Origin of the sequence: Corynebacterium sp. KPL1995, from assembly GCF_000477935.1 — a bacterium.
Taxonomy (GTDB): Bacteria; Actinomycetota; Actinomycetes; order Mycobacteriales; family Mycobacteriaceae; genus Corynebacterium; species Corynebacterium pseudodiphtheriticum.
Window position 1 is genome coordinate 2,030,203 of the sequence record NZ_KI515715.1, and the last position, 12,227, is coordinate 2,042,429.

A 12,227-nucleotide genomic window follows, 5' to 3' on the forward strand; every position below is an offset into this window, starting at 1 on the left:
CTTGGCCAGCACCGGGTACGTCCTATTTCATTTTAATTGCGCACTAAAGCCTCGTAGGCTGCACCAACGCGGTACAAACGTTCGTCGGCGAAAGCCGGAGCCATAATCTGTAGACCGGTTGGCAACTGGGTATCTCCCGCCATACCAGAAGGTACGGACATACCGCAGACACCAGCCAAGTTCAACGGCAGTGTGCACAAGTCGAAGTTGTACATCGCGGTTGGATCTTCAACCTTTTCCCCCAGAGGAAAAGCTGTAGTCGGCGTCGTTGGTGATACCAGCACGTCGACTTTTTCGTATGCACGGGCAAAATCTTGCGCTACCAGGGTGCGAACGCGCTGCGCTTGTAGGTAATAAGCATCATAATAGCCGACCGACAACGCGTAAGTTCCGACCATGATGCGCCGTTTGACCTCTGGGCCGAAGCCAGCTTCGCGCGAAAGTTCCATGACCCGGTTAGCGGAATTTTCTCCGTCATCACCCACGCGCTTGCCGTATCGCATACCGTCGAAACGGGCCAAGTTGGATGACACTTCACACGGCATGATCAGGTAATAAGCTGCCAATGCGTCGTCGAAGTGCGGGCAATCTACTTCGACGACTTCCGCGCCATTATCCACCAGCGTCTGTACTGCCTTGTGATATTGCTCCATCACGCCAGGCTGCCATCCATCGCGTTCGAACTGCTTGATGACACCAACTTTGAGCCCGGTCAGATCGCCGTTTGCGCCCGCACGGGCGGCAGCAACAACGTCCGGGACCGCTTTATCGATACTGGTGGCATCGTAGGGGTCATGCCCCGCAATTACCTCATGCAGCAATGCGGTATCCAACACAGTGTTCGCACACGGGCCTGCTTGATCCAGTGAAGAAGCAGCAGCAATCAAACCATAACGCGAAACCGTGCCATAGGTGGGCTTCACACCGACAGTATTTGTCAGTGCGGCTGGCTGGCGAATCGAACCGCCGGTATCCGTACCAATGCCCAATGGTGCTTGCCCAGACGCCAAGGCTGCTGCCGTACCGCCTCCAGATCCGCCCGGGGTGCGGTTAGTGTCATAAGGGTTACGCACCGGCCCGTAGGCCGAGTTTTCGTTTGACGAACCCATAGCAAATTCATCCAGGTTAGTTTTTCCTAGGATAGGAATGCCTGCTTCGCGCAAGCGACGAGTCACGGTTGCGTCATACGGGCTACGGTAGCCCTCCAGCATTTTCGAGGCCGCGGTAGTCGGCGCATCAGTGGTAACCAGCAGGTCCTTCAACGCGAGCGGAACCCCAGCTAATGCAGAAGCCGGCTTTTCCCCGTTATCAAGGGCCTTATCCACCGCATCTGCAGCGGCCAATGCCTCTTCTGCACCAACGTGCAAGAACGAATTCAGAGTCTCGTTAGTGTCGTTGATGCGGTCCAGATACGCCTGGGTCACCTCACGCGAAGTAATCTCGCGGTCGTGGATACGCTGCGCCAAATCCGCCGCGGTTTCCGAGGTGATGCCATCTGTTGGGCGGGTAAATTCAGTCATTAATTCTCTACCTCTATCGCTTGTGCAGTATTTATCATGCGCTCACAGGTGAGCACTGAACTAGCCACGAATCTTGGGAACCACGAAACGGTCATCACGTACGTCCGGCGCCTGATCCAAAGCCTGCTCAGAATTCAGCGTGCGCACGACTTCGTCGCTACGCATGGTGGCGTTCACCGAATGTGGATGGCTCATGGGTTCTACCCCGGCAGTATCCACATTTTGTACCGCAGAAACAGCGTTCACAATGCCGTCAATTTGTTCTGCATAAGTCGCGATTTCTGCATCGCTTAAAGCAAGACGCGATAGCTTCGCCAGGTGCTCGATTTTTTCGCGGGATATTTCTGACACAGTCGATTCAATCCTTCAATATTCGTGAATCAATTTTCTCCCGTACTATGCTACGCCACTGGAACCTGTAGCTAAGCAACGCCTGATAGTCCGGTACGTGAGACAACAAAACAAGGTTTCGCCCAACTAAGCAACGCGCCAGATTGCTACGATGGTGACAGCGAACTCGAAGTTCAGAAAGTGGTGGCAATAAATCATGTCGTTTTTGATCCGTGTCCTGCTCCCAGACACCCCCGGAGCGCTCGGACAATTAGCTGACGCCATCGGCCAAACCGGCGGCAATATTCAATCCGTCGACATTATTGAAGCGTTTTCTGCTGATGCCGTCATGGACGATATCGTCGTCGACTTGCCCCAAGGAGTAATGGCAGATGCTTTAATTACTGCAGCCAACTCCGTTGACGGTGTCGAAGTTGACTCTATTCGGCCGTTTTCCGGCCGCGTCGACCGCCGCGGGCAAATCGAAATGTTGTCACATTTGGCGACCAACCGCGGCGGGTTACGTACGTCCTTACAAGATTTTGTCTCTGCTTTCCCGAAGGCCTTAACTTCGTCCTGGGCGATCATCGTCGACACAACCGACAAGATCACGCGCGTGGCTGCCTCCAGCGCCGCCCCAGAAGACGACGGTTCGATCCCTGCGGATATTGACGTCACTTCTGCCCGTGTTTTGGTTGCCGATAGCGAAGACTGGATCCCTGATTCTTGGCGCATCTTGGATTCGGCTCTCGCTGGCGCGCCACTAGGCGACAGCGGACTGGTTTTAATCATCGGGCGCGCCGGCGGCCCAGACTACCTGGCCAGCGAGGTAGTACACCTAGGCCACCTGGGAAACATCCTGGGCAAGCTGATTGATTAGTGCTCAGCAATTAACGCGCCGTCGAGAAGCTGCACAAACTCCTCTTCCGACAAGATCCGCACGCCCAAATCACGAGCCTTGGTTTCCTTCGAGCCGGCGTTTTCTCCTGCCACCAAATAATCAGTCTTTTTCGAGACTGAGCCGGTAGCTTTTCCGCCGCGCGAAACAATCGCTTCTTTGGCACTATCGCGGCTAAACCCTTCCAGCGTTCCGGTGACCACAATCGTCTTCCCTTCCAACGTTTGTTCCATACGTTGGGAGGCCTCGACTTCCATAGTCACCCCGGCCTGAGCCCACTTGTCGACGATGGCTCGATGCCAATCCACGCTAAACCAATCTTGCAGAGAATTGGCGATCGTCATTCCAACGCCATCCACATCGGCAATCTTGTCGACGTCGGCATCCCGCAATGCCTGCATCGAACCAAAACGCGTGGCCAATGCCCGTGCCGCAGTAGGCCCTACGTGCCGGATCGACAAAGCAATAAGCACACGCCAAAAATCAGCCTGCCGTGCGGTTTCTAGATTCTCTAAAAGTTTCCGACCCGAAGCATTGATCTCACGTTTAGTCTTGTCTTTTTTAACCGTACGGGTATAAACAGTGGAGTTCATCAGCACTTCTTCGTTGATGCCAAACAAATCTGATTCATCAACCACCACCCCACTGGCAATCAAATCGTGCGCTCCCTTTTCTCCCAAGGCTTCGATATCGAATGCTTTACGGGAGGCAAGATATTCCAAGCGCGCCCCTAGTTGTGCCGGGCAAGAGCGGGCATTCGGGCAGCGCCAATCGGCATCACCTTCTTTTTGCGGCGCTAGGGTACTGCCACATGACGGGCATTCACTGGGGAATCTCCACTCATACTCGCTGCCATCACGCTGCGACACCACCGGCCCTAAAACCTCAGGAATGATCTCTCCGGCTTTTCGGATCACCACCGTATCGCCGATCAATACTCCTTTGCGTTTGACCTCTGTCTGGTTATGCAAGGTAGCCATCGAAACGGTAGTGCCTGCGACAAATACCGGCTCCATCACTGCGTACGGCGTCACACGACCAGTCCTACCGACGCCTACCTCAATCCGCAACAGCTTGGTGGTAACTTCTTCTGGCGGGTATTTAAAGGCGATCGCCCACCGCGGTGCGCGTGAGGTTGCTCCAAGCGCGCGCTGCGCCGACAAGTCATCGACTTTGACGACCAGGCCATCCATTTCGAAGAAAGCATCATGGCGATGCTCTCCCCAGTACTCCACTTGTGCAAGTACTTCCGCACTGCTCGTTACCCGTTTGGTGTACGGCGATACCGGAAGCCCCCAAGCCTCCAAAGCCTTATAAGCATCCCACTGCGAGTCGGGTGCAAAACCTTCCCGGGCGCCAAGACCATGCGCGATCATGCGCAGCCGACGCTTCTTCACCTCTTCGGTATTTTTTATCCGCAAGCCCCCCGCTGCCGCATTACGCGGATTAGCGAATGTCTCTGGCTTTTTACCTTGCCCTTCAGCGAGTTTCACGCGTTCTTCGTTGATGACCGCGAAATCTTCGGGGTTCATATAAACCTCACCGCGAATTTCGATGAGTTCCGGAACCGGGTATTCCTCGGTAGCAGTGAGTTCGTGTGGAATATCCTCAATGACCCGGGCGTTGGCGGTAATGTCTTCGCCAGTGGTTCCGTCACCACGGGTGGCTGCTCGATCCAGCCGGCCATTGCGGTAGACCAAATCCACCGACAACCCATCGATTTTTAATTCGGTGAGGTAGGCCGGAGCCGGCGTACGCGCAAGCCAATCACGCAGCTCGCCGTCGTCAAAAGCGTTATCTAAGCTCAGCATAGGCGCCAAGTGCTCAACATTGGCGAAGCTGGACTCTTCGGGCACCGGCGCGCCGACTTCCATGGTGGGTGAGTCAGGCACCGCCAGTTGCGGGTAGTCTTTCTCCAGCTTCGCTAACCGACGAAGTAGCTCATCGAATTCCGCATCCGGAATTTCGGGTTGCTCGTTGTAATAGCGTTCACGGTGGTAGCGAACCTCGTCGGCAAGTTCATTCCAGCGGCGGCGCAATCCTGCTTCATCAAAACCTGCTTCATCAAAATCACTCACGTGCATCCATTCTAATAGGAGCCCAGCTTCCGTTGAATGTTCGAACCAGTGCGCCTGTCTGTGGACAAGCGCGTCTAGGCTGTAGGTCATGAGTTTCAACGCTTCCCGCATGCTTGCCTTCGACTTAGAAACAACCTCGAACATTCCTCAGGAGGCCCGGATTGTCACCTCTGCCCTGGTCTCAATTGAAGGCTCGACCGTGGATTCGCAAGAAATGCTGGCAAACCCCGGCATAGAAATTCCGCAACCAGCCACCGATGTACACGGAATTACTACGCAATACGCTCGCGAGCACGGCCAAGACCACGATGAAGTACTCGCAAAGACCATCGCAGCAATCAAGAAAGGCTGGGACGAAGGCAAAACGCTGATTGTTTATAACGCGAATTACGACCTGACTGTGCTCCGAAGTTTAGACGAGGATTTCACAGTGACCGGCCCCGTCTTTGATCCGTTCGTTATCGACAAACTGAAAGATAAATACCGCAAAGGGCCACGCACATTAAGCAAAGTGTGCGAGGAATACGGTGTACCACTGGATAACGCGCACGAAGCCACCGCCGATGCCATGGCTGCGGCTCGTGTTGCCTGGAAACAGGTGAACCAGCGGTTCCCGGAGTTAGCAAAGATGGACGATGGTGAGCTAATGGAGTATCAAGCCGTGGGTTACTACGAAATGCAGATGGAATTTAAACGCTACCTAGCTTCCCGTGACCGAGATGCCTCGTCGGTAGCAACTTCTTGGCCAATGCAGGGCTAATTGTAAGATTGGCAGCATGAAAAAGTCACTCGCAACCGCACTCATTGCCGGTGTAGCGGTGCTGTTTGGTGCCATTGCCCTGGGTCCACAACGCATTGCGCTCGCAGACCAAGCAACCGGCAATAAACGACTGGCTGCTGAACTAGCCGAATTAGCCGTTCCCGGACATAATCAGCTCACCGCATTGACTATCGACGATGGCGTGACAGAATACGCTGGTTGGGGTGCCGATAGCGAAACTGAGGTCGAAATCGGCTCAGTCACGAAGATGATGACAGCCGAGCTTCTGCGCCACGAAATCAAGAACAAAGAGGTGGAGTTAGACACCACCCTAGGCGAGTTAATCGACGAACTACACGAGCCAGTCGCCTCGGTCACACTGGAAGAAGCCGTCAACCACACCGGCGGATTACCCCGGATGGCGGGAGTCAATTTCGCTTCAAACTTGGGCTTTTCCGTGCTGGGCACCAACCCATACGAAGGCATTGGGCGTGACGACATTTTTGCCGCTGCCAATGACATCGAAGAATTGGAAAACCGTGGTGAAGAACAATATTCCAACCTGGGTTTCGCATTGCTCGGCTGGGCGCTAGCAGAAAATGCCGGCACCACCTACGAAGAAATGCTTAACGACGTACTTTTCCGGCCGTTAGGCATGCACGATACCTACGTGGCTAGCCAACCGCTTCCCGACGATCAACCGGCAGGCCTACTCAACAACGGGCGGCATGCTCAGCCCTGGGTGACGGAAGGTTATGCACCTGCGGGCATGGTGCGCTCCACCGCTGCTGATATGGCGAAATTTGCGGAATATCTCTTAGAACAAGGCCTGCCCGATTACGGTTGGGCTCCAACCGTTTCTACAGACGACAAAGACAGCGGCGCAGGTTGGCACAACGGACAAACTGGCGGCTATTCTGCCATGCTGGTCGTCGCGCCTGAGACTGCACGAGCTGCCTTCGTCGCAGGCAATACCCCGCGTGGTGTAGAACAAATTGGATTGCAGCTAGCAGGAGAGGAAGTACGGTAATGAACGCAATCATCAACCTCGTCCTGGTATTCTTGTTGATTTTCAACTGGGGATTTGCCGCGTGGAAAGCGCGGGAGAAAAAGGGCTCCTTATCGATCCAAATCATCAACTTATTGGTGAATATCGGGCTAACGATGTTCATTGCCTACGTCGTCGCCTGGAACTCCTTGGTTCCCATTTGGGTCTGGTGGGGTTTAGCCGTGCTCATGGCCGCATCGGTAACGCTCATCGTTTATTACATGCTGGAAAGCCATAACCGCAAGGTTTCCAGTTAGAGGTCTCCGATATCCTCGGCCAGCATGCGCGCTACCTCCCTGCTAAGCCGGTAAGTGCGAGCACAATCCAAGATGGTCTTTCCGGGTATCCCCGGTTGCGGGCAAATATCAATCAATCGGGAACCCGCCAGCCGCTCGATGCCGAGAGTGTCGAGCAAGCGGGCAATCCGCACGGCAAGGCGGCGGGGATTTTCTCCCCGATCATCCCAGATCAGATCTGGAGGCACGCAAGCCAAACCAACCCGTACCCCGGCATCAATCAACTCGGCGAGCTGATCAAGTTTCGCAGTGCCAGTTAACTGGTGTTGATCAATGATGATTTCCCGTACTCCGCCACTATTGCTGACGCTTGCTTGCTGCTTATTGTCAGCAACCGCATCAGCAATCACCTGATGTAACGCGTCGTGATCTGTCTCCGAAACATTGAGATATTCAACTGGCCCTTCGGAACAACGTGCCAACAAAGCTGCGAAATCATCTGGGTCCAGCGGGGCAATTTTGTGGTAGTCCGTCGCACCCCGAATTTCGCCGCGCACGCACTGGGCTAGGTATGGTTCGTCAATTTGCAGCACGGTCGTGGCAGAAAAACGCCGAGTCACATCGGCACGGAAATTCGCAATCCCCACAGCCAGAGCATCAGCAAGATCGAATAACGCCGAACGGTCACTAAGCACACGATGGCCGTCGGCAAGCTCGATCTGGCTTGCCAAGCTCACCGGACCCATGACCTGTAATTTGATCTCCTGTCCTGCGTGCTGCCAGGTTTCTTCGAGCACATCAATGTCACGCTCGCGGAGATCTTTTAAGAACCAAGACCACCGTTGTGGGCGGGCGCTCAGCTGCCAACTACGAGCTCCGCGATCAACACTTAATGATTCCAGCAGCGCAGCGCTATAACCAACTGCGTCGGATCCCAATCCGCGTTGCGGCAAATGCGGCAAGTGTAACTGGTCACCAAATTCACTGATAACCATGTCCCCGGCTGCCGCCATCGAAGTGCCGGCCAGCGGACCAAGCGCTAGTGAACCCGGGAAAAGTTTTGCCGCTTGTTCTTGCTCTCCAGGTTGGTGCTGTGCCTCCGCTGATTGCAACGTTCGAAACTCCATCCGGCTCGTCAGCCCTAGCCCTAAGAACCTGTAGAACAGATAGTTCCAGAGCCCAGCACAATATCGCCCAAACCATCATCGGTTGGCATATACAACACAGCTGCCTGGCCGCGTGCTACGCCTGAAAGCGGTTCTTGCAGGTCCAAATGCATCGAGTCAGCTTCACGATCCACCACCGCACGACACGGCACCACAGAGCCGTGCGCACGCACCTGCACCAAACAATTCAGCTCGCCCTCCATCGCCGGATGCAGATATTTCAGTCGGTCGGCACCGATAGTCTGGATGCGTAAGTCTTCACGCGAGCCCACAGTCACAGTTCCAGTGTTGGCGTCGATATCAGTGACATAGCGCGGACGACCATCCGCTGCGGGGGTTTTAATATCCAGCCCCTTGCGCTGGCCAATCGTATAATTCCACGCCCCGTCGTGCTCTTTCAGCTTTTCTCCGGAATTCTTATCGACGATCATGCCTGGGCGCATGCCAATCGAACGACCCAAGAATGCTTGGGTCCGCCCATCCGGGATAAAACAAATATCATAAGAATCGGGCTTCGCAGCTGTAGAAAAACCATAGCGAGCTGCTTCTTCCCGAATCTGCGGCTTCGGTGTATCGCCAACCGGGAACATGCAATGGGCTAGCTCATCAGCGCTAATCACCCCAAGCACGTACGACTGGTCTTTATTTTGGTCCGGTGACCGACGCATATAACCTTCATCGTCAATGGTGGCATAATGCCCGGTAGCGACGGCATCAAAGCCCAGAGCCATGCCTTTTTCCAGCAACGCACGGAATTTAATCTTCTCATTGCAGCGCAGACACGGGTTCGGGGTTTCCCCGATCGCATAAGAATCAACGAAATCATCAATGACTTCTTCTTTAAAGCGCTCAGAAAAATCCCAAACATAGTACGGGATACCCAGCTTGTCGCAAATACGACGGGCATCGGCGGCGTCTTCCAACGAGCAACAACCACGCGCTTTTTCCCTGGTTTGCTGTGCATCTTGGTGCAGAGCCAAATGCACGCCAACCACATCGTGGCCAGCTTCTACCGCGCGTGCAGCTGCCACTGATGAATCGACGCCGCCGGACATTGCAACCAATACTCGCATGCCTCATAGTTTAAGCCCAGTGTCAAAGCCATGCTTTCAGCCTTCACCAGAGACGAGATCTACCTGCAAAATCCGTCGGCAAGCCCCGTAGAATGACACGCTATGGGACGCAAACGGGCAAGAAACCAAGCGCAAACAGCTTCATCAATCATCGGACGATATGAGATCAGCACAGGGTATGCGGAGATCAAGCCTGATTCATTCCACGACAACGGCTACTACCTTTATGTCAACGGCGTTCCCAGCTCGCACGTACTGCTCGGCGAACCAGACTATTTGGATTTTGCGTATATGCGCTGGTTTGCAGCCAGCATAGAAGAATTCGTACGCGCACACAGCTGGGATACAGGCCGGCTACGAATCACACACCTGGGCGGCGCAGGCTGTTCCATGGCCCGCTACCTAGCGTGGCGTTGGCCAAAAACTCGCCACACCGTCGTGGAACTCGACACCAGCTTAGGTGAACAGGTACGCAATTGGTTCGATATACCACGCGCCCCAACTGTAAAAATTCGCCCTGGCGAGGCAGCTGAGGCCACTGCCAATTTTCGCCCAGCCAGCCGAGACATCATCATTCGCGATGTGTTCTCTGGCGATACCACCCCGCGCTCGCTCACAAGCACAGAGTTTTACCAGCATGCGCATCAAGCATTAATACCTGGCGGCCTTTTTGTTGCTAACTGCGGTGCACGCCACGGCGCCGCCGAAGTACAAGAAGAAGTTTCCGGTTTAGACAGGTTTTTCCGCCAAGTAGCGCTGATAAGCGATGCGGGTACGCTGCAAGGCCGCAGTGGCGGAAACATAGTACTCCTGGCGTCCGATTCTGAGCTACCGCAGGCGGGAACTCCTATTTACGATCAAATGCGCAGTGCGCTACTTCGAGGTGCCATGCCCGCAAAATATCTTGATGCCGCACAGACACAACAGTGGGCTCAGGAATAGCAGACCAGGGCTAGAGGCCTGCAACTTTTCGGGCGGTGGCAATAATATCCGGCAGCTGTTGGCACACAACCGCTATATCTTCTTCAGTAGTGCTGTACCCAAGACTAAATCGCAATGCACCACGCGCACGCGCCTCGTCAGTTTCCATGGCTTCAAGCACATGACTGAAACGATTTACCCCGGCTGCGCACGCTGATCCTGTGGAAACCGCAATACCTGCGCGGTCCATCAGCATGATCAAACTATCACCATCGGTGCCTAAGAAAGAGACGTGGAGATGCGTCGGTAAAGCTGGCTCTACCGTGTTAACAACTACATCATCGATATGCGTGGTGATAAAGGAACGCAGTTTATCTCGTAACTGCGCCAGGCGCACACGTTGTTGTTCATGCTCCTCTAAAGATTCCCGCAATGCCGCTGCCAAACCCGCTGCACCAGCGACATCGACGGTACCTGGACGAATTCCACGTTCTTGTCCGCCACCCAAGTAGACCGGTTTCGGCGCCGGGGTACGTTTCGCTAACAACAAACCAGCGCCCCGTGGCCCACCAAATTTATGTGCGCTAGCCGCCAAGGTAGTCGCCTGTAATTCATGGAAATGAATCGGAAGCTTGCCGACGGCTTGCACTGCATCCACGTGCAAGGGAGTCCCGGCTGCTGCTGCACGTTCAGCAATTTCGGGGATCGGCTGAATGGTACCGATCTCATTGTTCGCATACATACAAGCGGCTACAGCCGCTTGGGTGTCGAGAGCAGAAAGATCACATACACGGGCCGCCCCGTCGACAGGAAGATCCACAATCTCTGCCCCCTGGCTAGCCAACGCGTTGGCTACGTCACGGATAGCAGAATGCTCCGAAGGCGGGAGGATAATCCGCCTCGATTCGCTAGCGGCGTATAAACCCTGCAGAGCAATATTGTCGGCTTCGGTACCAGAGGCGGTAAAAATCACCTCAATCGGTTCACACCCCAATAGCTCCGCAACGGACTCGCGTGCGGAATCCAGAACACTACGCGCTTTCCTACCCGCAGCGTATTGCCCGTTTGGGTTCAGTTCACCGGCTGCGTGCACCCACGCGTCAATCGCCGACTGGCGCATAGGAGTAGTGGCAGCGTGATCAAGGTAAGTCATAGACTCCACTCTACTTCCCTATTCCATGGCGCCACGAGGCCCTGCCCACGGCGCCAGTGCGTCCTCGCTGAACCTAGCTCTGTGCTCGTGCTCGTAGCTCCGCAGTTAGGGCGGGCGCTATCTCATGCAAATCGCCCACTACACCCAGATCTGCGACGGCGAAAAACGGCTCATCCGCATCCTGGTTGACGACGATGATGTGTTCTGCAGTCTGCATACCTGCTAGATGTTGGATTGCACCAGAAATTCCGAGACCGATATACAGCTTCGGGCTGACGGTCACACCGGTTTGTCCAATCTGGTGTGCAGGAGCGTACATACCATCATCCACCGCATCACGCGTGGCGCCTACGGCCGCACCCAAGCTGTCTGCCAGTGGCTCGATAACGTCGGCGAAATTCTCTGCCGAACCGACTCCCCGTCCGCCAGCAACCACGTTTTTCGCTTGCAGCAAATCTGGCCGGTCGCCTTTGACGGCGGGAGTAAAGGAAGCAACACGTGCTTCATTCTCAGCGGCGCCGCCGAGCACAATCTTTTCGAGGTTGCCTGCCCCTTGCACGGGATTGGCTTCCGGTTCTACTGCACCGGGACGCAAGCTATACAACGGGCAATCACCCTCTGCTTGCGCAACAACATCCACTGAGCCACCAAAAATACTGTGTTGCGCAGTACCATCAGCATTGATGCCCACTACATCACTAAGAATTCCAGACGCCAGACGTGCACCCAGACGGCCGACGATTTCGTTACCCGCCGTGCCCGCGGCAACCACAATCGGGCCGGGATTCGACGCAGCAACTGTAGACAGCGCATCGACTTCTGGCAGCACTAAACGCTGCTCATAATCCGCAACCTCCGCAGAATAAATCTTGTCCACTCCGGCACTGGCAAGCTCGGCGGGCAGTTGTTCACAACCACCAGGTGCGCTGACGACGACAGCATGCACCGACCCCAAAGGCCGTGCTGCAGCAATCAATTCCTTACTAACCGGATTCAGTTGCCCGTTTTCATGTTCTATCAGCACGTATACGTGTGCCATATCAG

12 protein-coding genes are annotated in these 12,227 nt (G+C 54.9%); 5 read left to right on the forward strand and 7 right to left on the reverse strand.

What is annotated here, in order from left to right; genetic code table 11:
* Window positions 1–32: 32 nt before the first annotated feature.
* Window positions 33–1,520 carry an Asp-tRNA(Asn)/Glu-tRNA(Gln) amidotransferase subunit GatA gene (gene gatA / locus HMPREF1292_RS09005; RefSeq protein ID WP_021353125.1) on the reverse strand — a complete coding sequence of 496 codons (1,488 nt, stop codon included), beginning with the start codon at window positions 1,518–1,520 and terminating at the stop codon, window positions 33–35.
* Window positions 1,521–1,580: 60 nt separating this feature from the next.
* Window positions 1,581–1,871, reverse strand: coding sequence for an Asp-tRNA(Asn)/Glu-tRNA(Gln) amidotransferase subunit GatC (gatC, locus tag HMPREF1292_RS09010; RefSeq protein ID WP_021353124.1), 291 nt, complete (start codon window positions 1,869–1,871; stop codon window positions 1,581–1,583).
* Window positions 1,872–2,067: 196 nt separating this feature from the next.
* Here gatC and HMPREF1292_RS09015 point away from each other — a divergent pair, with 196 nt between their 5' ends.
* Window positions 2,068–2,730: a hypothetical protein gene (locus tag HMPREF1292_RS09015; RefSeq protein WP_023019617.1), complete on the forward strand. Its 663-nt coding sequence runs from the start codon at window positions 2,068–2,070 to the stop codon at window positions 2,728–2,730.
* Here HMPREF1292_RS09015 and ligA read toward each other — a convergent pair.
* Window positions 2,727–4,832 (reverse strand): NAD-dependent DNA ligase LigA, encoded by a 2,106-nt coding sequence (gene ligA / locus HMPREF1292_RS09020; protein WP_034645260.1) that lies wholly within the window; start codon window positions 4,830–4,832, stop codon window positions 2,727–2,729. The genes HMPREF1292_RS09015 and ligA overlap by 4 nt on opposite strands.
* 82 nt (window positions 4,833–4,914) lie before the next feature.
* Here ligA and HMPREF1292_RS09025 point away from each other — a divergent pair, with 82 nt between their 5' ends.
* The 3 genes from HMPREF1292_RS09025 to HMPREF1292_RS09035 are packed head-to-tail and all read left to right on the forward strand — an operon-like array spanning window position 4,915 to window position 6,891.
* Window positions 4,915–5,586: a 3'-5' exonuclease gene (locus HMPREF1292_RS09025; protein ID WP_021353121.1), complete on the forward strand. Its 672-nt coding sequence runs from the start codon at window positions 4,915–4,917 to the stop codon at window positions 5,584–5,586.
* A 16-nt stretch (window positions 5,587–5,602) separates the two neighbouring features.
* A complete protein-coding gene (locus HMPREF1292_RS09030) occupies window positions 5,603–6,616 on the forward strand; it encodes a serine hydrolase (RefSeq protein ID WP_023019620.1) in 1,014 nt (337 codons plus the stop codon).
* Window positions 6,616–6,891: a hypothetical protein gene (locus tag HMPREF1292_RS09035; RefSeq protein WP_023019621.1), complete on the forward strand. Its 276-nt coding sequence runs from the start codon at window positions 6,616–6,618 to the stop codon at window positions 6,889–6,891. The genes HMPREF1292_RS09030 and HMPREF1292_RS09035 overlap by 1 nt, the downstream gene beginning before the upstream one ends.
* Here the strand turns inward: HMPREF1292_RS09035 and HMPREF1292_RS09040 are convergent.
* Both HMPREF1292_RS09040 and mnmA read right to left on the reverse strand, forming a co-directional pair.
* The gene (locus HMPREF1292_RS09040) at window positions 6,888–7,997 is read right to left on the reverse strand and encodes a hypothetical protein (RefSeq protein ID WP_023019622.1); all 1,110 of its coding nucleotides are present in this window, start codon (window positions 7,995–7,997) and stop codon (window positions 6,888–6,890) included. The two genes, HMPREF1292_RS09035 and HMPREF1292_RS09040, sit on opposite strands and share 4 nt — an antisense overlap.
* A gap of 20 nt (window positions 7,998–8,017) precedes the next feature.
* Window positions 8,018–9,109 carry a tRNA 2-thiouridine(34) synthase MnmA gene (gene mnmA, locus HMPREF1292_RS09045; RefSeq protein ID WP_024272798.1) on the reverse strand — a complete coding sequence of 364 codons (1,092 nt, stop codon included), beginning with the start codon at window positions 9,107–9,109 and terminating at the stop codon, window positions 8,018–8,020.
* 102 nt (window positions 9,110–9,211) lie between these two features.
* Here mnmA and HMPREF1292_RS09050 point away from each other — a divergent pair, with 102 nt between their 5' ends.
* Window positions 9,212–10,051, forward strand: coding sequence for a spermidine synthase (locus HMPREF1292_RS09050; protein ID WP_023019623.1), 840 nt, complete (start codon window positions 9,212–9,214; stop codon window positions 10,049–10,051).
* 10 nt (window positions 10,052–10,061) lie between these two features.
* Here the strand turns inward: HMPREF1292_RS09050 and HMPREF1292_RS09055 are convergent, their stop codons facing one another.
* Together HMPREF1292_RS09055 and HMPREF1292_RS09060 are read right to left on the reverse strand one after the other, a co-directional pair.
* On the reverse strand, window positions 10,062–11,183 hold the full coding sequence (locus HMPREF1292_RS09055; RefSeq protein WP_021353114.1) for a cysteine desulfurase family protein: 1,122 nt from the start codon (window positions 11,181–11,183) through the stop codon (window positions 10,062–10,064).
* A 73-nt stretch (window positions 11,184–11,256) separates the two neighbouring features.
* A complete protein-coding gene (locus tag HMPREF1292_RS09060; RefSeq protein WP_023019624.1) occupies window positions 11,257–12,222 on the reverse strand; it encodes an electron transfer flavoprotein subunit alpha/FixB family protein in 966 nt (321 codons plus the stop codon).
* Window positions 12,223–12,227 lie beyond the last annotated feature (5 nt).

Coding starts and splice junctions, on each gene's coding strand:
- HMPREF1292_RS09060 (WP_023019624.1), bottom strand. CDS start 12,222: ATGGCACACGTATACGTGCTGATAGAACATGAAAACGGGCAACTGAAT.
- HMPREF1292_RS09025 (WP_021353121.1), top strand. CDS start 4,915: ATGAGTTTCAACGCTTCCCGCATGCTTGCCTTCGACTTAGAAACAACC.
- HMPREF1292_RS09040 (WP_023019622.1), bottom strand. CDS start 7,997: ATGGAGTTTCGAACGTTGCAATCAGCGGAGGCACAGCACCAACCTGGA.
- HMPREF1292_RS09015 (WP_023019617.1), top strand. CDS start 2,068: ATGTCGTTTTTGATCCGTGTCCTGCTCCCAGACACCCCCGGAGCGCTC.
- HMPREF1292_RS09050 (WP_023019623.1), top strand. CDS start 9,212: ATGGGACGCAAACGGGCAAGAAACCAAGCGCAAACAGCTTCATCAATC.
- HMPREF1292_RS09055 (WP_021353114.1), bottom strand. CDS start 11,183: ATGACTTACCTTGATCACGCTGCCACTACTCCTATGCGCCAGTCGGCG.
- ligA (WP_034645260.1), bottom strand. CDS start 4,832: ATGCACGTGAGTGATTTTGATGAAGCAGGTTTTGATGAAGCAGGATTG.
- mnmA (WP_024272798.1), bottom strand. CDS start 9,109: ATGCGAGTATTGGTTGCAATGTCCGGCGGCGTCGATTCATCAGTGGCA.
- HMPREF1292_RS09035 (WP_023019621.1), top strand. CDS start 6,616: ATGAACGCAATCATCAACCTCGTCCTGGTATTCTTGTTGATTTTCAAC.
- HMPREF1292_RS09030 (WP_023019620.1), top strand. CDS start 5,603: ATGAAAAAGTCACTCGCAACCGCACTCATTGCCGGTGTAGCGGTGCTG.
- gatA (WP_021353125.1), bottom strand. CDS start 1,520: ATGACTGAATTTACCCGCCCAACAGATGGCATCACCTCGGAAACCGCG.